We start from the raw sequence: 19,241 nt of genomic DNA on the forward strand, positions 1-19,241 counted from the left end.
GATTATCTTGCTCAAGACAGTTAAAGGGTTCTGCTGCCTTATGCAAGAAATAAAAAATGGAATTGATAGAACCCACCGGAAATAAAAAAGCAGATGTACAAATGCAACTACGTATTAAGTTTTAATGTATATTTGTCTGCCAGAAATAACAGAAGAATACGATATTAAATGGATGACAGGGCTACTTTTGACAAAATGTTTAATGAATGGTATGCACAGTTTGTATATTTTGCATACTATTTCATAAATGATGCTGAAGTATGCAGGGATATCGTAAGTGATGCTTTTGAGTATTTGTGGCGTAATTATGAAAAGATAGAAGAAGCAACGGCGAAAACTTATCTTTATACAATCATCCGTACACGTTGCATAGATTACCTTCGCAAGCAAAATATTCATGAAGAATATGTAGAGTTTACTGCGCAATTGACTGATAAAATGATAGAAGGCGATTCGCAAAATTCTGATTCTCGTGTTTTGCGTATTCGTGAAGCTATGAAGAAGTTGACTCCTTATAATTATCATATTTTGGAAGCATGCTATATTCATAATAAGAAATATAAAGAAGTGGCTGAAGAATTAAATGTAAGTGTCGCGGCTATTCATAAGAATATAGTAAAGGCTTTACGTATTCTTCGCGAAGAATTAGGCCAAAAGGGTAACCGGAATTGACTTTAAAACGTAAATATATATAGATTGAATACATTATTTATGGATGAAAAGAATATAAATATAAGTAAGTCGGAAGAAGAACTCCTGGAAATTATGGAGAATCGTTCGCATATAACTGCTGGTCAATTGCATAATTTGGAAGAAGATGAGGAATGTTTGCAAGCATGTTCTGATTTGACGGAGGTTGTGATAGAGATGCAGAAAGAGCAAAATTTACTGGCAATTGATGTCCGGAAAGAACTGGCAGATTTTCGTAATAAACATTCTAAGAATGATCGAAGAAAAAATACACGCATACTGTGGGCCAGTGTCACAGGTGTAGCGGCGGCTGTTGCCATCATTTTAGTTTTGCGTGCAATGATGATTTCCTCACAACCGGAAATCATTAAAGTGTTTCAAGCCAATCATATTGCCCGGGAAGTCACTTTACAAGTGAATGATGAGAAAGAAATAAAGCCATTGAAAGAAGTGGTAGAATCTCTTTCGTCTTACTCTACTGCGCAGTTGTCTTCTAAGGAAATAGATTATAGTCGTGCTCTCCTTCAGACAGAAACCAAGGAAGTAGGGAAACAGAAAGTACAGATACATAGATTAAGTATTCCTAGAGGAGAGACATTTAAAGTTGTTTTATCCGAGGGGACTGAAGTATTTTTGAATTCAGACAGTCGTTTGGCTTATCCTACGGTTTTCAAAGGAAAAGAACGAGTCGTCTCTTTGGAAGGTGAAGCCTATTTTAAAGTTGCTAAAGATGCAGCACATCCTTTTATCGTGAAAAGTGGAAATCTGCAGATTCGTGTATTGGGAACGGAATTTAATGTACGTAGCTACTCTCCTACTGATGTTCGTGTTACGCTCATTACAGGAAAAGTGGCTGTGAGCGATACTTGTGGAGTCCATAGTGTTGAAATGGTGCCGGGACAAAGCGCACAACTTTCTTCTGACGGAACATTTGCCGTGAATGAGGTGGATATTGAATCATTTTTGTATTGGAAGGAAGGATTTTTCTATTTTGACGATGTTGCTCTGGTTGACATGATGAAAGAAATAGGACGTTGGTATAATATAGATATTGAGTTCCGTAATAGCAAAATCATGGATCTTCGTATGCATTTCTTTGCAAATCGTCATCAGGACATCTATCACTTGATTGAATTATTGAATCGAATGGAGAGAGTTCATGCCTATTTTGAAACAGGAAAACTAATTATTGAGTAAAAAACAAGCAAAAAGACATAAATCTGAATAGAAAAATATATTTCTGAAAAAAAACTCTTTTAAGGGTAACCATTCTTTTTTAAACTTCGTATACAATTAAAAGAATGAAATATTATTTAACTATTCAGGCTTATGAAAAGAAATCAGGCACAGAAGTTCATTGTTTTATTCTTGCTTTTCCTTTTTGCCTATTCATGGCGTGTAGAAGCACAGACAGGTAAAGAAAAGCAAATAACAATGGAGTTTAAAAATGAAGGTTTACCCTCTATTTTTAAACGTTTTGAAAAAGTATCGGGGTATAAAGTTCTTTTTATCTATGATGAAATTAGCTCTTATACTTCTACCGGAAAAGTAGAAAAAGCTACAGTTGATGAAGCGTTGAAGGTGATTATCGGAAAAAATCCGTTGAAATATCACATTGACGGACAATTCATCAATATCACACAAAAGGATTCTAAAAAGTTTTTCTCACAAGTAAAAGGAAAAGTGCTTTCTGAAGAAGACGGGCTTCCGGTTATTGGCGCCACTATTATAGTGGAAGATCCTAGTAATAACCGTACTATCACAGACAATAATGGTAATTTTCAGCTTTCTGATGTTCCGAAAGATAGCCGTGTCAGAATATCGTATGTAGGTTTGGAAACCCAGTTTTTGCATCCTTCATCTTATATGTCGGTAGTGATGAAATCTGATACAAGGGCGCTGGATGAAGTAGTGGTGACAGGTATGTTTAACAGAAAGAAAGAAGGATTTACCGGTTCGGCTGTTACTATCAAAGGTGAGGATCTGAAGAAATATAGTACAAACAATGTGGCTAAAGCGATAGCCGCTGTCGCTCCCGGACTTCGTATTGTGGATAATATCAATATGGGATCTAATCCGAATGGTTTGCCTGATATGCGTATGCGTGGTAGTGCAAATATGGATATGGGCACACAATCTGTAGATTTTAATTCTACCAGTAATGATGTGCTGGCAGTTCAGGGCGAGTATGAGACGTATGCCAACCAACCATTGCTTATCATGGACGGATTTGAAATCAGTATACAGACACTTGCCGATATGGATCCCGATCGTGTTGCTTCTATCGTTTTGTTGAAAGATGCGGCAGCTACGGCTATCTACGGTTCACGTGCGGCAAATGGAGTAATTGTTATCGAAAGCAAGACGCCCAAACCAGGACGGATTTGGGTGACTTATGGTGGGGAACTTCGTATTGAAGCTCCGGATATGACCGGATATAACTTGATGAATGCAAGAGAGAAGATAGATGCAGAGTTAAAAAGCGGACTTTATACATACGGTGGCGAGACTGTTGAAAAATGGCAGCTCTATCAGTCCAAATTGCGTGAAGTATTGGCGGGAGTAAATACATACTGGTTGGACAAACCTTTGCAAACAGCTTTCCAACAACGGCATACCGTTACATTGGAAGGTGGTGATGAAGCCTTGCGTTATCGGATGTATGTCGGATACAATAGTTCTCCGGGTGTGATGAAAGACAGTAAGCGTGATGTATTGACCGGATCGCTTGATTTTCAGTATCGTCTGAAAAAGGTGTTGTTAAAGAATAGCATTACGTTGGATAATTCGGTGGCTAATGAGTCTCCGTGGGGAAGTTTCAGTGAATATACCCGCTTGAATCCTTATTTGCGTCCGTATGGAGAGAACGGGGAGATACAGAAACGGCTTGATAATTTTGAAGGAGTAGGCGGTGAATCGAGTTATCTGAATCCGATGTACAATACGACATTCAACAGCAAAGATCAGAGTAAGAACTTCACAGTACGTGAACTTTTCAGGGTAGAATATAATCCTACTAATGAATTACGTTTTGAAGGAGCTTTCAATTTGTCTAAAAGTGTAGGACATCGTGATATTTTCCGTCCTGCACAACATACGCTTTTTGATAATGTGACCGATCCTACCTTAAGAGGTGATTACCGCAGAAGCCAGAGTGAAGCTGTCAGCTGGGGAATCGATTTGACAGGAAGCTGGAACAAGCAATTGAAAGACCATTATCTGACTGCTAATGCACGCATGAGTGTATTGGAGAATAATTCGGAGACTTATGGAAACTATGTGACCGGTTTCCCGAATGATAATATGGATAACTTGTTGTTTGGTAAGAAATATAACGAGAAAGTGACGGGCGATGAGAGGACAACACGCTCTATCGGTTGGGTGGCTGCCGGAGGTTATTCTTATAAATATAAGTATTCGTTCGACTTTAATATACGCTTGGACGGTTCTTCACAGTTTGGAAAAAATAACCGTTGGGCTCCTTTTTGGTCAACAGGATTGCGCTGGGATTTGAAAAAAGAGAACTTTATGAAAGATGTATCTTTTATTTCCGATTTCATTTTGAGGGGTACATACGGTACGACCGGTTCGCAAGGTTTTGATCCTTATCAGGCGCATGGTTATTATACATACTCTAATTTGCTGCTTCCTTATTACTCATCGGATGCAACAGGTTCGGAAATCCTGGCTATGCATAATGAGAGTTTAAAATGGCAGACAACGAAAAGCACTAACCTTGCTTTGGAACTCGGTTTCTTAGACCAGCGTCTTACCGCCCGTGTGGAGTATTACCGGAAAATAACAAATAATATGGTTACTTCGATAAGCCTTGCTCCTTCTCTTGGCTTCGGTAGTTATCCTGAAAACCTGGGAAAGATAGAGAATAAAGGTTGGGAAATCTCTCTTTCGGCTATTCCTTATAAGAATACTGCCAAGCAGGCTTATTGGACCATTACGGTGAATGGCTCTCGCAATACAGACAAATTGCTGGAGATATCGGAAGCAATGAAACACAGGAATGACATGAATGCGTCAAATCTGAAAGATACACCATTGCCACGTTATGAAGAAGGTGAATCTCTTTCTCGCATTTGGGTAGTACGCTCATTAGGCATTGATCCGGCTTCCGGAGATGAAATATTATTAAAGCGTAACGGAGAAATGACAAGCGCCGTTAACTGGAGTGCGAATGATGTAGTACCTATCGGTAATACGGAACCTACATGGCAAGGATATATTAATTCTTCCTTTACATATAAAGGTTGGGGAGCAGATGTCAGTTTCAGATACCAGTTTGGCGGTCAGGTATATAATCAGACTTTGCTTGACAAGGTGGAAAATGCCAATCTGAAATATAATGTAGATCGGCGGGTAAGTCAGTTGCGTTGGGCTAAACCGGGTGACAAGGCACAATTCCGTACTCTTACCCCCAGTGGTTGGGAAACGAAAGCTACTTCTCGGTTTATCATGGATGAAAATATATTCCAGGGAAGTTCGTTGTCTGTCTACTATCGCATGGATCGTACTAATACAAAATTTATCAGCCATTGGGGATTGAGCTCCGCCAAAGTGACGTTTAATATGGAAGACTTTTTCTATTGGTCTACAGTGAAACGCGAAAGAGGTCTGTACTATCCCTATTCCCGTCAGTTTACTTTTGCTTTGAATGTTGCTTTCTAATTAAAAACATATTTGTATGAAACAGATAATATATATACTATTAGCAACAACCATGCTGGGACTTATGTCTTGCAGCGACTGGTTGGATGTATCTCCGAAGACTTCTATTCCTACCGACAAGCAATTTGAGTCGGAATCCGGATTTAAGGATGCGCTTACAGGTATTTATTTGAAGTTGGGAACCCAGACATTGTATGCCGGAGACTTGACTTATGCTTATTTGGATGAACTGGCAGGATTATATTCTGATTATCCGGGATATAATACAAATGCCGTTTTCGACCAGAGTATTGTATTTGATTATGAGAACATGTTTTTGAGTAAGAAGAATGGGATTTACTCAACGATGTATAATATCATAGCCAATATTAATAACTTCCTGGAGTATGTAGACAAAAATAAAGATGTCCTAGTTACCGAACGCTATTATGAAACCATGAAGGGAGAAGCACTTGGGCTTCGCGCTTTTCTTCATTTTGATTTGTTGCGTATGTTCGGTCCTGTTTATAAGGAACATCCTGCATCCAAAGCTATACCCTACCGTACTACTTTTGATAAAGATGCTACTCCTGTTTTACCAGCCAGCGAAGTGGTAGACGCTATTCTCAAAGATTTGAATGACGCAGAAAAATTACTGAAAGAGAACGATCCTCTTGATTTCTTTACCGACCGGACGGATGAAGATTTTACAGAGAAAAATCATTTTCTTGTCAATCGTGAATTTCGTATGAATCTATATGCGGTTAAAGCTATGCTGGCCCGTGTATATTGTTACAAAGGTGATGCGGAAAGCAAAGGATTGGCCACGGAGTATGCTAAACAAGTAATTGCCGCCTCTAAGTATTTTACATTGTACAAGTCGCAGACTGCTTCTAATTACAACTCCATACGCTATGCAGAGCAAATATTTGGAATAACAGTGAATGAATTCTCCAACTTGCTTATTGGCAACTATATGGATATGGAGAATACCAATACTCAGCAACGTTTCTATCTGGATGGAGATAAATTCAAATTCTTCTATGAAACAGCCGACGCAGGAAATACCGACTGGAGAAGAAATACAGAAATGTTTGAAGTTGTTAATGGAGCAAGTAAAACAGATGTCTTCTGTAGAAAATATAATCAGAAACCTTTGAATGGTGGATATGTCTATTCTGGTGCTAATGCTGTTCCATTGATACGTTTGCCAGAAATGTATTATATCGTAGCGGAATGTGCAATTTCTGCATCAGAAAGTGCTGATGCATTGAATACCGTACGTTTTGCACGTGGTATTTCTTATAGTGATGAGATATCGTCTATCGGATATGATGATCTTGATAATACCTCGGAAGAAGACAAAAATCAGACTAAACGTATCAATGAGATAATGAAAGAATATAGAAAAGAATATTTCGCGGAAGGTCAGCTTTTCTACTTCCTGAAAGCGCATAATTATAGCACCTATCATGGTTGTGGGATTGAAACGATGACTGAAGCCCATTATCAGATGACGTTGCCGGATGATGAGTATATTTTTGGAAACAACTCTAAATGATGAAGCATTATGAAACGTATTATATATTTTGTTTTAGCTATTCTTGTTTGCGGCGTCTATATGGGATGCAGCGAAAACGAGATAGAATTATATGACCAGACACCTCGTGTCAATTTTTATGGAAGTATGCATATCCGTACTTTGGTTGATACGGATTATGTGAAGAAAGAAGACCCTTATGCTATTGACAGTTTTATGGTAAGGATACAAGGGGATCTTTTGAAAGAGAATCGTGATTTCTGTGTGAAAATTACTTCGAATCATGATTATCAGAATTCGGTAGATGTTATACTGGAAAATAAGTATACATATACCGAATTGGACACTGTTTGTCAAGTGTTTTATTATAAAATTAATCGTCCGAAAGTAGAGGCAGGTAGAAATGTTTATGGCTGTTTTCTGGAGTTTGATTTGAGTAATCCTCTTCATCAGTTTGATAAAGGGCTGGTGGAAAAGAATCAAATAGCTTTAAATGTCAGATGGGAGTTGAAACCGAATGATTGGAGTGATTGGAGCGGATATAGATATGGCAGCTATAGTGATAAGAAATATATGTTCATTATGGATGTATGTGAGTGTGTGTATGAGGAACTGAAAGATGAGGATTATGACAAAGTTAAACAAGCTTACAAAGAATATATAGAAGCAGGAAATCCTCCTATTTTAGGTGAAGACGGTGACGAAATTGTTTATGAATAAGATTAAAGGAAAAACGTTATGAGGAAATATATCATCTATATAGTAAATTTTATCGGAGCGGCTTTATTGCAAACAGGCTGTTACGATGACAAGGGAGATTACGATTATCATGATGTGAATATGATGGAAATTGTAATACCTGAAACCAAGTTGCGTATGCCTAAGGAAAAAGCGGTGGAAGTTTCTATTATGCCGCAGATTTCCCAGACATTAGAACAGAATGAAGAAAATCTTGAATTTCAGTGGAAACGTCTCAATCCGAATGCTACGTTGGGATCGGACCGGTTGGCTGATTATACGGATTATTCTGTAGGAAAAGAATGCACGATAACTGTTGAGCCCAATGAATCTAATAATATAGGTTTGATGTTGGTTGTTTTAGATAAAAGAAATGGAACCACTTGGTATCAGACAGGTGAAATTGCAATTATTCGCCCTTTAAATCCTTGTTGGTTTGTATTGCAGGAAAAAGAAGGAAAAGGAGTATTAGGAGCGATAGAGGGGACCCCGGAAGGATATTATGTTTATCCGGATGTCTTTCGGTCGGAATTGAACCTGTCTTTTCCTTTAGAAGGCAAGCCTTTGGCAGTGAGTGCAAGAAAAGATTACGGAAATTCAACTTTGAAACAAATGTTGGGTTTCTTTGGATTTACAGTAAGTCCGGCATTGATGTTAGTAACCAATCAAGATTTGGCATTGTTGACTCCAAGTACTTTAATAACGAAATATCCTTCTGATAAGATACTTTTTGAACCAATAGAAAAAGGTGAGCCGTTGAATATCGGATATTATAAAATGAATGCTCATGGTGAGCTGTTTGTAAATAGCGGAAAAGCATATTGCGCTCCTATGGATGGATTTTGCGTGCCGTTTTCAGTAATACAGGAAAGTGGACTTCCTGTTATTTCTGCTTATGGTTCGTATGGAAAAAACTTCCTGTTTTTTGATTCAGAAAATCATTGTTTTCTTAGATCATCCGTTCCGAATTATATGGCTTATATGTCAAATCAGGCTACTCAAAATATACGTAGATATGGAACTAAATGGAGCGATCAGAAACCTGTTCAAACATATTTTATGTCATCCAACGAGTTGGATGCCTTTGATCCGAATAAGATTGATCCGTCTTTGGAAATGCGTGATATTGTCACAGGAGGAAGTCAGGGAGATTTTGCCTATGCGATTGCTGCCCCACAGAACGGGCAAGAATTGACAGTGTTTAAGTTCAGTGATGAAGATCCGGTTTGTGCTGCCCGTTATAGGCTTGCTTTACCGTCTGAAGTAAATATAGAAACAACAAAGTTTATTGCTTCTTATGCGTATACGGCAAACCTTGTATTTATGGCTTCAGGTAATAAATTGTATCGTATTGATCTTGATCGTGGAAGAGCAGTCGAACTTTATCAATATGAAGCGGATCCGTCAGCGCAAATTACATGTTTGAAGTTTAAAGATGCTGAAAATGAAGAAGAACTCGGCATGTCTCTCGGATTAGGCATCAATACAGCTGATAAAGGTGTAGTTGTAGAATTGCAACTGACAGTGGCAGGTGATGTGGCCCGCGAAGAAAACAGTATTTGTGTTTACGAAGATCCCGAGCAACCCATTGGGAAGATTGTTGATATTAGCTATAATTATGAATAGTATAAATCGCTCTTTATGCTAAAAGGAATTATCAGTGCAGTATTTCTTGCTGTTGCCTGTACTTTTTTGTACGGGCAACAGCCAAGTATTGCTACTTTTCTAAAAGAAGGAGCACCAGTGGAAGTTATTCCCGGTATGTTTACTACTTATCGAAGTGATAAGCATATATATTGGGAAATCCCGGATTCATTGATTGGGCGTGAATTTGCCGTAACAACTACTATTCTGACTGCTCCCGCCCGTCCGGACCGGGATATGGAAAAGACATTCGGATATTCGGGTGATATGATAGGTCCGGTATTCTTCAGTTTCAGGAAACAGGGTGATGAATTGTGGATGATAGATCCACAACATGAAAGGATCATAGAAGATCCTGAAGGAGTATATGCGAAGATTGCTGCCCAACGTGGGAATAATAGGCTTTATGAGAGATTGCCGGTCAAAGCAAAGACTCAAGAAAGTAGTTTGATAGAAATTGGCGAAGTATTAAAAGATTTTCCTTTGTTTAATCTTGATATTGTATCTTTTGATTTATCAATAGGTACGCGTTTAAGAGAGAAAGATTGCATCAAGGAAATCAAGGGATATGATAATCGCTTGTTGGTTCACGTATCACGGGCTTATCGAAGTTCATCGATAGGAATACCCGGTAGACCGGTTTCGGCTCCTTATGTCGGTGATTGGGATACGGGTGTTTGCATTAAGCTATTATCAAAAAATCCATTGGAAGCAGTTCCTGCAAATAACGGAGCCTACTTCTCTATCGGCAAGGAGTGTTTTCAGGGCGATCAGCCCGCTGTCCGGAAAGCTGTTGTCAAACGGTGGCGTTTGGAGATAAAGCCGGAAGATAAGGAGAAATACATAAAAGGTGAATTGGTGGAGCCAATACAGCCTATTATCTTTTATATAGATCGCAATACGCCGGAAAAGTATATCGGTTGCATCATTGAGGCAGTACGTGACTGGCGTCCTGCTTTCGAGCAAGCCGGATTTAAGAATGCCATTGATGCACGATTGGCACCCACTGCCGAAGAAGATCCGGATTTTAGTATTTATGACAGTACTTATCCGTTTATTTCATGGAAGATATCAGGGCGAAATAATGCTTATGGCCCGTCTCCTTGCGAATCGCGGTCGGGTGAGATTATAGCTTGCCATATCGGTATTTTCAGTAGCGTGTTGAATTTGGAACAGAAATGGTATTTCGCCCAATGTGGAGCCAATGATCCGCAGGCATGGAACATAGAATTGCCGGACTCTTTGCTATTTGAACAGATAAAACAAGTCTTGACACATGAAGTCGGTCATACGTTGGGATTGGAACATAATTTTCTAGGTAGCTCTCATTATTCCATCGATCAATTACGTGATAATGATTTTTTAAGTCAACATAGTATAGGTAGTTCTATTATGGACTATGTACGGTTTAATTATGCTTTGCGTCCTCAAGATAAGGTCGATTTGGAAAACAGACGGATACGTGTCGGCGAATATGATAAGTGGGCTATTGAATGGGGTTACCGCATATTTCCGGGTAAGGATGCTTCTGAAAGAGAAAAGAACAGGAACCGTTGGAATCAGGAAAAACAGAAAGATCCTTCATTGCATTTCTTAGGTGGAATGGATGTACGGGCACAGGCGGAAGACTTAGGTAACGACCATGTTATTGTCAATACACAAGGAATAGAAAATTTGAAATATTTGTGTGAACATCTGGATGTATGGAATGTAACGGATAAAACGTCTTTATATGTATTACAGGGGCGTTATGAAGCTGTATTAAATCATTATAAACAGTGGGTACAGCATGTCTTGTCGCATTTGGGTGGAAAACGTCTTGCTAAAGCCGATAATAAGAATATTTATATACCGGAAAAGGCTGATTACAATAAGAAAGTGATGAACTTTATACAGACTTATGTATTACAGCCTCCTGTATGGATGTTTAATACAACGTTTACCAATAAATTAGAAATAGATACCAGTCAGGAATTCGATCGTTTTTATGAGGAGCTTATGTCGGAAATAATCCGTTCTCTTCGGAAGGTAGAAAAAGCGGAGGATGCTTGCGAGGGGATGTTATCTGTAAATGAGTTTCTGGAAAGCATGCATGAAGGATTATTCGTCGAATGGGCTAATAAGGGTCTTGTAAGTGAAGCGAAGCATAAGGTACAGATACTTTATGTAAATAAACTTTGTGATATGCTGAATCGGTCGGGAAAGACAACCTCGTCGAAATTATTAGTTTCTGTCAGGCAAGCTTTGAATAGAATTAAGAAAGAGGGGCTTGAATATAGTCATAGGGTATCAGAACCGGTTGCTAGAAAGCGTGCTATGTTTCTTGTAGATAGTATTATATTTTAAGGATGAAAAGCAAAATAAAAAGACTCATGAATAAGAGAAAATATGTGATTTTTATATTGCTGTGTATGACTACATGGCTTCAGGCACAAGATTCCGTCAAGACGTTTGATGAATTCTTTGTCACCGGAATGAAAAAAATAGAGGGTGTATTTCCTGTATATGTAGCTGAGAAAGAGGTTTATCTGGAAATACCCGGTGAATATATCGGGCGGGAGATTGAAGTGCGAGGACAGATAGATAGAGGCTTCGATTTACTGAATCGTCCTGTTACCGGTTTGGGGGTAGTACGCATCATGTCTCCTGATAAAGCTACGATTTGTTTCCAAAAACCGTTTTATACAGAACGTATTCTGGATGAAAAGAGTGTATATCAGCAGTCATTTTCATTGTCGAATATACAACCTGCCGGCGATAGCTATCCGGTAGTGGCTTATTCGAAAGAACAAGGAGCCATTATCAGGATCACAGAATATCTGAAGAACGGCAGTGAGTGGTTCAGTTATAATTATAATTCTATTCGTTCGTTGGTTCCGGAACTGTCGGAGGTAACAAAAATACATCCTTTTGAAGAAGGAGTGTCATTCACTGTCAGGCGTTATCACGGGGCTGAGTCGGAGAGATATATGTTTTCCAGTTCTGCCATTATATTGCCTGAAGGCAGCATGCCTTTGGAGGTTACTTGTGTAATACGTTTGCTCCCTCAAAAGAAAGATCAGATCCGCCTGGCAGATCACAGGATACCCTATCAGACATTGACTTTTAAAGATTATTCCCAGGATCCTTATTGTATGGTAGAAGATTCATTGATTCTTCATTGGGATATGTCGAAACCGCTTACTTTTTATGTAGATACGCTTTTTCCGAAAGAATATTTTCAAGCTGTGAAAGAAGGAATATTGGTATGGAATACTGCATTCCGCAAGGCAGGTATCCGGGATGCCTTACAAGTGAAGTATGCAGACAGCAAGATTATTCCGGCCGAACAGCGTGCTTTCGTTTCTTATGATTTGATGATGCCTGGGATAAAGAGCGACTTTACCTGTCATCCTCGTACCGGAGAAATACTGTCATGTCGTGTGAATATCGGGCATGGATTTCAAAAAGGAAAATTGGATGACTATCTGTTGAGTTGTGGTGCTTCGGATCCGCGTATCATAGCCGACCGTTATGCAAAGGAAGTGGAAAAAGAGTTGTTGCAAAGTGAAATAACAGGGGAAATCGGGCATCTTTTAGGTTTACGTGGAAATCTGTCAAAAAGCTCGTGCGGAACGACTGTGAAAGTAGGGGACGATGCTTGCCGGGCTATTTGTTTTGGTTATAATCTTCTCAAAGGAAGTAGGAATTGCTATGATGAACGGGAGCAACTCCGCCGATGGATAGATAAAAACCTGCCGGATGAGACTCTTTCTCTTCCGTCATCCGATTATGCAGCAAAAATGTCAAATCTGCAGATTGTACTAAATCAATTGGATAAGATTGTGTATAAAGGAAAAAATAAGGATAAGGGGGGGGCGCTAATTGATATATACAGGAAGGCTATTCGCCTGTATGGAAGTTATCTGATGGAGATTGCAAAAACAGTAGGTAGTTCTCAGCCGGCAGACGCACAACATCAAGCAATGCTTGAACTGGACAACTATTTATTTCATCCTGCTGAAAAGATGGAATGTGCGTATGTAAAAGAGAATCTACTGGAAACAAGAAATAACATTCTATATCCGGAATTGGTGAAGATGTTCAAGCACTTACTAAGTATAGAAACAATATCGGCTCTTAGATTGCAGGCATTACATAGTAATCAAAAAGGGTATAGTGATGACGATTTCTTCCGGGATTTGTATAAAGGGCTGTTTAATGATTTTGATCTGTCGGCTGCTGTAAGCTATGAACAAATGGATATCCAGTTGATATGTCTGGACGCATGGTTGGATATCATACAGGAAAATGCAAAACATAATAGTACAACGAAGCGTTTAAAGGACGAATTGCATAGTCTGTACAACAGATTGGAGAAGCTTGGCACGATACATCCCCAGGCAGAGGTGCGTGATATGTACACTTTACTTATGGGAAGAATAAAGTGATATTTCTGTTATTTCCTGCATATTGTTAAAGAAGCTAATTTGTTTCGGGTGATGAAAAAATGGTTGAACAGATAAGATAACCTGTAACTTTTGGGTTATCTTTGCTACGATTTATGAATAAATTATTAAAATAAGATGACTATTATTTTTCCTTCACCCATCTTCGGCCCTATCCATTCCCGCCGTTTGGGTGTTTCTTTGGGAATCAATTTATTACCGGATGACGGTAAAGTTTGTTCATTCGACTGCATTTACTGTGAATGTGGCTTCAATGCCGAGCGCCGTACGAAGAAGCTTCTCCCTACCCGTGTGGAAGTCCGTACGGCTCTTGAAGAGAAACTGAAAGATATGCAGGCAAACGGTCCTGCTCCCGATGTACTGACATTCGCCGGAAACGGTGAGCCGACTGCGCATCCCCATTTCCCGGAAATCATAGAAGATACGCTTGCACTTCGTGACAAGTATTTCCCCAAAGCGAAAGTAAGTGTATTGAGCAACTCTACGTTTATCGACCGTCCTGCCGTATTCGAAGCGTTGAACAAGATAGATAACAATATCCTGAAACTGGATACGGTGGATGAAGAATATATTCGTCAATTAGACCGTCCGAATGGAAAATATTCCGTGAGGAATATTATCGAAAAGATGAAAGAATTCAAAGGAAACTGTATTGTACAGACGATGTTCCTGAAAGGAGCTTATCAGGGAAAAGATATGGATAATACATCCGATAAATATGTACTTCCCTGGATAGCAGCGGTGAAAGAAATCGCTCCCCGTCAGGTTATGATATACACGATTGACCGTGAAACACCCGACCATGATTTGCAGAAAGCTACCCATGAAGAATTGGATCGTATTGTAGCTTTACTGGAAAAAGAGGGTATTCCTGCAACAGCTTCTTATTAGTATGTGACTATTTATTCATAACTTCTCTAACGTAAATTCTACAGGCTGCCCGTGCTGGCAAGTTACAGTGACAATCGTTTCTGCCTGATTGGAGTGTACGGTTATTTTCTCATGGGGTGTTGTGCTTCTCCATTTCCCTTTTAGAATCAACTTCTTTTCAATGGGGCGGCTTGGCTCTTTGGTGGTAAAAGCTTTTTCAGAGATATTCAAGTTAGGATCGCATACACTGAGCAAGATGTTGGAACCTGATTGTTTTTGCATTACCATCGTTTCAGCAGGGATTGATAAGAATAGTTCATCTTTTTGAGGAAGATAGGTTTCAAAAGCTGCGTATGCGGTGATACCTGTCTGCTTGTCGGCAACTACATGAGCGATATTATCTTTGTGGATTATCCGGTAAGGGGCTTTCCGGCGGGCGGCATTCAGTTCTTCCGGGGTGGGTTGTATCAATACCATGTATTCGTATGCGGCATTTTGCGGCGTTACTCCGTGATTGATGTAGGCGGAAGCAAATGTTCCTTGTGTTTCTATACGGGTTTTCTCGTGACGGGAGTCTTGTCGGGCGATTTGTACCTGTATGTTGTCACCATTCACCAGATAGTAATTGTTATATCCGTCTTGAATACAATGGCGCTTACCATCATTTAATTCTAGGTGGAAAGGCGCGTTTTTCTGTTGGCCGTCCACATAGATATCGCTCTTTCCTTTTTGGAAAGTACTTTGAAAGAGAGTCGTTTCCGTAGGGAAAGAATTGTTGTTGTTACTGATGCCCGTGCCCAGACATATCATACGATTATCGAAACAGAACACTGATTTACGGGCAACGAAGTCGGGGGTGAAGTTCTTCAGGTTACGTTCCATCAGTTTCATGGCAAACATGCCGTTTTTGCCTTCCAGTGAACTGCTTCCGGAGAAATTTTCTTTGGAATGAGCCATGGTGGTACCGGACAGGGGGCTATCCAGCAAGTCGAACGGTAAATGGATCGTGGTGGTTCCGGGCAGCCGGTTCCAATCCCAGCCATTTTCGTTGAAACCGCTGGCTTTGCGCGAAGGATATCCCATGATTTGAACGGAACCATAACTTTGGTAACGTCCGTAGCGGTTGTCTTTCTTGTAAATCTCAGCTCCCCATACATCGGTAGTGTAACCTTTCAAGGTTACCATCCAGCCATCTCGGCGAAAGATACCTGCCGAACCGTAATTGTATACAAAAAAGCCTTGAGGTGCTTTTGCGGGGGCAATTCCTTCTTTCTTGAAATAAGAGGCTTCAGAAGTATTCTTGTTGCAAAGCCGCAGATAGTCTGCAGCCAAGTGGTGGTCGAAGGTGTTACCTTCTCCCGATAAATCTCCGGCAAGGGCAAGATAGGCAAAGGCGGCAACATCATTCTCCTTCATGGAACCTCCGAAAGGGTGTCTTCCGCTGATGCCGATACCCCATTCATAGGCGTTGCAATAGTTGCGCATAGATATGAATGCGGATTTTAGCACTTGGCGTGCTTCCACGGTAGGCACATACCGGGTATGGTCAGTGAGTGCGATGAACTGCCCTACCATGGCAAGTACTCCGGTAGTGTAGGCGGGATAGAATCCACCGTGGTGGAAAGTTGTTCCGTCTACCTTGATACCGCCAATGGTACCCGGACTGTACTGCAGGGAACCGCTCAACCATCTGGAGAGTCCGGTAAGGGCGCGTGCTCTTTCTCTTTCGTCCACAAACATGAGTGCAGATACGGTTTTCGCCATCAGCAGGGTGTGCCAGCTGTCCAGCAATTCGTCCCGCCCGTATTGGAAAGGGATTCTTGTTTCCTGCAATGCCGACCAGAAGATGAGTGTTGAGAGAATGTTATCTCGGTTGGGAGCTTTCCGGATGGCATCGCGTATCAGCCATGCCGTGGTATATATTTTTCGTACCTGATAACCATAGTGGTGGTTAGTGCCCATGCCGCTGCCGAAAGCGAAACCTTGGTTGATGGCATAATCCCAGACGAGGAAGTAGTTCTTTGCCGATTGGGTGGAGTGGTTGTAGTAGGCATCGTAGGCAAAGCCGGAGAGCATATCTTCCAAATCGTTCCAGGAAAGTTCGCCTTTTTGGCGGTTCAATTCGTCGGGTGCTACGACGGGAGCACCGATGAAGCCGTTACCGGAGGGACGGATATTGGCTGTCTGGAATGTGCTGTAGGCTTTTAATATCCCTTTTTTAGGCGCTTCATGGATGTCGAGCGTTGCAGTCAGTCGTGCTTCTACAGTAGCCAGTTCTTGTTTTTCGTCAGTAGTTAGTGATTTGCTCAAGGGCAGGTCGTATTGGTATTGTTCCCATTGCCAAACACGGCACCAATGCCACAAATCCCGATAGGTGAGTGAGTTATTCGTGGGCATCTGTAAATCGGGGGTGGTACGGTCATTAATTTTTTTCACCGGGAAGGTCAGTCGGTCTATAAAGACTCGTCCGGCACGGTTGGGGGCAACGATACGGTAACCGGCAATTTCTTTATCCTGTTTGTCTCCCTGCATGTGCTTGAAACTTATCCAGCAGGCACGCCATCCGGCAGCATACAGCCGGAATCCGAAGTGATAAGAAACATGTCCGGTGGGAGAATAGAATTCAAAGCGCAGAGAATCTTGCTGAGGCTTTTCGTTGTATATCCATAAAGTAATTCCGTTGTCATTCTCCAGGGTAAAGGCTGATTCGGATGGAACGTTCAATGTACTGTTGGGAGAGAATTTCCACTCCAGGCTCTTGCATCCTTCTTTATAGTATGATGAAGATAAAGCTAACTCGTGTGTATCGGAACTCTTGAAGTTCCGGGGGATTTCTTCCTCGAAACCTGTGAATTGCGCAAAAGCGGGTGAGCTAAGAAAGAGTATGGTAAATAGTAGTTGAAAAATCTTTTGTGTCATATTTCTTTATATGGATGTATGAGAGTATCGAGGGGAGAAAGAGGGGAAAGAGGAGAATGAGCTTTCGATCACCCTCCTCCTGTGGTTTTATTACCACCATCTGTTTTGCTTTAACTTGGTATTTACAGACAGTTCTTTACTGGGGATGGGATAGAACTGGTGTTTTTCTTCCGTTTTGGCTGCTACAGTAGCGGCGAAGTCATATTTGCCACCGGTTTTGTCGGCTTTGGTATCACTTGCACTCTGTGAGTTCCAGCGTTTGTCGGCTGCTGCCGCACCCAATGCATTCTGCATTCTATCCAAGTAAATACCCCAGCGTACCAAGTCGAATTTACGTATGGACTCGAAGCAAAGTTCGCGGGCGCGTTCATCACGTAACTCCTGTTGGAACTGTTCGTAGGACAAATCCTCGAGCTCCGGGATACCTGCGCGTTTGCGTACAAGGTTGATAGCTGTATAGGCCAAGTCCGTAGGTTGCTTGTTCACTTCATTTTCAGCTTCGGCAAGCATAAGCAACACGTCGGCATAACGCAAAAGCGGATAGTTTTCGGGAGTCCAGTTCTTATTTTTGTTTTCGGCTGTTTCCCATTCACGGCGGAATTTGCCACAACGGCGCATGGTGATTTCGTGGTCTTTCCATTTTACTTGCGCGTCTTTCGCATTCAAGTAATAAGGCGCCATGGAAAGATCGCGGCGTTTATCTGTACTGTTCTTTTCGAATAAATCCCAAAGGATTAGTGTGCCTGCATAGAAAGCGTACGTATAACCTTTGCCTGTGGCATTACCATTTCTTTGGGCGTTACCGATGGTGTTGCCGATACGGCTTTCGGTGTAGTTGTTGTCAAGACGGGTACCTATAAATTCCACTTCCCAGATAGATTCGTTATACTCAGTGTCATATTTATCCGTTGCCATACATTTCCACATGGCATATACATCAGGGTTTAAGTCATGTTTTTTGGATTTGTAGACTTCATTGGCGTATTGAGCCGCTTTTTTATAAAATGGTTCTCCACCGTTGGAAGGCTTTCCTGCTCTCCATAAGCATACGCGTGCCAGGATACCGTATACGGTAGTCTCTTTTACGTGAGAGGGACTTTTGTCATAATCTTTTTTGTCAACCAAAGGAATGCAGTCTTCCATTTCCTTGATAATCCAGTCTAACGCTTCCGCATTGGAAGTGGCGGGCATACTGGCGGCATTGATGTCATCTAAGGATTGCTTGCGGATAGGTACTTCATAGAAAGCCTGAACAAGCAGGAAGTGATAGTAAGCGCGGAGAAACTTGGCTTCACCTTTTATTCTGTCTTTAACGGTTTGATCCATATCTGCCCCGTCTATGTTTTCGAGCAAGCCATTGGCGTTCTTAATACCGGTGTATAGTCCTGCCCAGATGTTCCATATCTCTTGGGTGGTACTGGTATAGTCGTTTGCCCATAGCTTGCCGGAAAAGCCGGAGTTGCGCGTATAGTAGCTCAGGTCATCTATATTGGTCATTTCCGTTGCATAGAAATTGCCGTACAGGTTGGCGGTTGCCATCGGATAATATACTGCGGCAAGTGCCATGTTACATTCAGATTCGTTTCTATAGAATGTAGTCGGTGAAACGAAATCGTATGGTTCGGTTTCTAAGTAGTCGCATGAAGTCATAGAAATTACTCCTATGAGGACAAGGGCTTTTTTGAAGATGTTATAGAATTTTTCCATCATTGTTTTTTGGTTTTATACATTTG

General features: G+C 40.9%; 11 protein-coding genes. 9 read left to right on the top strand and 2 right to left on the bottom strand.

Annotated features, from left to right (window positions below; all coding sequences use genetic code 11):
- Nucleotides 1-168 precede the first annotated feature (168 nt).
- The 9 genes from AB5443_RS16060 (at nucleotide 169) to AB5443_RS16100 (ending at nucleotide 14,610) form a co-directional block, all read left to right on the top strand.
- Complete coding sequence (locus AB5443_RS16060; RefSeq protein WP_009001328.1) at nucleotides 169-672, top strand: sigma-70 family RNA polymerase sigma factor; 504 nt, start codon at nucleotides 169-171, stop codon at nucleotides 670-672.
- A gap of 39 nt (nucleotides 673-711) precedes the next feature.
- On the top strand, nucleotides 712-1,887 hold the full coding sequence (locus tag AB5443_RS16065) for a FecR family protein (RefSeq protein ID WP_277130065.1): 1,176 nt from the start codon (nucleotides 712-714) through the stop codon (nucleotides 1,885-1,887).
- Between the two features lie 132 nt (nucleotides 1,888-2,019).
- Nucleotides 2,020-5,370: a SusC/RagA family TonB-linked outer membrane protein gene (locus tag AB5443_RS16070; RefSeq protein ID WP_195662085.1), complete on the top strand. Its 3,351-nt coding sequence runs from the start codon at nucleotides 2,020-2,022 to the stop codon at nucleotides 5,368-5,370.
- Between the two features lie 16 nt (nucleotides 5,371-5,386).
- Nucleotides 5,387-6,910: a RagB/SusD family nutrient uptake outer membrane protein gene (locus tag AB5443_RS16075; RefSeq protein ID WP_277130062.1), complete on the top strand. Its 1,524-nt coding sequence runs from the start codon at nucleotides 5,387-5,389 to the stop codon at nucleotides 6,908-6,910.
- A 9-nt stretch (nucleotides 6,911-6,919) separates the two neighbouring features.
- Nucleotides 6,920-7,609, top strand: coding sequence for a DUF4843 domain-containing protein (locus AB5443_RS16080; RefSeq protein WP_195662083.1), 690 nt, complete (start codon nucleotides 6,920-6,922; stop codon nucleotides 7,607-7,609).
- Nucleotides 7,610-7,627: 18 nt separating this feature from the next.
- A complete protein-coding gene (locus tag AB5443_RS16085; RefSeq protein ID WP_277130058.1) occupies nucleotides 7,628-9,253 on the top strand; it encodes a PKD-like family lipoprotein in 1,626 nt (541 codons plus the stop codon).
- 15 nt (nucleotides 9,254-9,268) lie between these two features.
- Nucleotides 9,269-11,617, top strand: a complete 2,349-nt coding sequence (locus AB5443_RS16090; protein WP_277130056.1) for a zinc-dependent metalloprotease — start codon at nucleotides 9,269-9,271, stop codon at nucleotides 11,615-11,617.
- Between the two features lie 26 nt (nucleotides 11,618-11,643).
- Nucleotides 11,644-13,701: a DUF5117 domain-containing protein gene (locus tag AB5443_RS16095; protein ID WP_277130054.1), complete on the top strand. Its 2,058-nt coding sequence runs from the start codon at nucleotides 11,644-11,646 to the stop codon at nucleotides 13,699-13,701.
- A 135-nt stretch (nucleotides 13,702-13,836) separates the two neighbouring features.
- Nucleotides 13,837-14,610 (top strand): radical SAM protein, encoded by a 774-nt coding sequence (locus tag AB5443_RS16100; RefSeq protein WP_277130052.1) that lies wholly within the window; start codon nucleotides 13,837-13,839, stop codon nucleotides 14,608-14,610.
- 15 nt (nucleotides 14,611-14,625) lie between these two features.
- On the opposite strand, the gene AB5443_RS16105 is transcribed toward AB5443_RS16100, so the two are convergent.
- Nucleotides 14,626-17,508, bottom strand: a complete 2,883-nt coding sequence (locus AB5443_RS16105) for a chondroitinase family polysaccharide lyase (RefSeq protein ID WP_277130050.1) — start codon at nucleotides 17,506-17,508, stop codon at nucleotides 14,626-14,628.
- Between the two features lie 90 nt (nucleotides 17,509-17,598).
- Nucleotides 17,599-19,215, bottom strand: coding sequence for a RagB/SusD family nutrient uptake outer membrane protein (locus AB5443_RS16110; RefSeq protein ID WP_277130528.1), 1,617 nt, complete (start codon nucleotides 19,213-19,215; stop codon nucleotides 17,599-17,601).
- Between the last annotated feature and the right edge of the window lie 26 nt (nucleotides 19,216-19,241).

It is taken from the genome of Bacteroides sp. RTP21281st1_H5_RTP21281_210402, from assembly GCF_040918965.1.
In the GTDB taxonomy this organism is placed as follows: Bacteria; Bacteroidota; Bacteroidia; order Bacteroidales; family Bacteroidaceae; genus Bacteroides; species Bacteroides congonensis.

What these genes read in the sequence shown, in the direction of transcription:
- AB5443_RS16080 (WP_195662083.1), top strand. Translation starts at nt 6,920, where the DNA reads ATGAAACGTATTATATATTTTGTTTTAGCTATTCTTGTTTGCGGCGTC.
- AB5443_RS16060 (WP_009001328.1), top strand. Translation starts at nt 169, where the DNA reads ATGGATGACAGGGCTACTTTTGACAAAATGTTTAATGAATGGTATGCA.
- AB5443_RS16105 (WP_277130050.1), bottom strand. Translation starts at nt 17,508, where the DNA reads ATGACACAAAAGATTTTTCAACTACTATTTACCATACTCTTTCTTAGC.
- AB5443_RS16085 (WP_277130058.1), top strand. Translation starts at nt 7,628, where the DNA reads ATGAGGAAATATATCATCTATATAGTAAATTTTATCGGAGCGGCTTTA.
- AB5443_RS16100 (WP_277130052.1), top strand. Translation starts at nt 13,837, where the DNA reads ATGACTATTATTTTTCCTTCACCCATCTTCGGCCCTATCCATTCCCGC.
- AB5443_RS16075 (WP_277130062.1), top strand. Translation starts at nt 5,387, where the DNA reads ATGAAACAGATAATATATATACTATTAGCAACAACCATGCTGGGACTT.
- AB5443_RS16095 (WP_277130054.1), top strand. Translation starts at nt 11,644, where the DNA reads ATGAATAAGAGAAAATATGTGATTTTTATATTGCTGTGTATGACTACA.
- AB5443_RS16065 (WP_277130065.1), top strand. Translation starts at nt 712, where the DNA reads ATGGATGAAAAGAATATAAATATAAGTAAGTCGGAAGAAGAACTCCTG.
- AB5443_RS16110 (WP_277130528.1), bottom strand. Translation starts at nt 19,215, where the DNA reads ATGGAAAAATTCTATAACATCTTCAAAAAAGCCCTTGTCCTCATAGGA.
- AB5443_RS16070 (WP_195662085.1), top strand. Translation starts at nt 2,020, where the DNA reads ATGAAAAGAAATCAGGCACAGAAGTTCATTGTTTTATTCTTGCTTTTC.
- AB5443_RS16090 (WP_277130056.1), top strand. Translation starts at nt 9,269, where the DNA reads ATGCTAAAAGGAATTATCAGTGCAGTATTTCTTGCTGTTGCCTGTACT.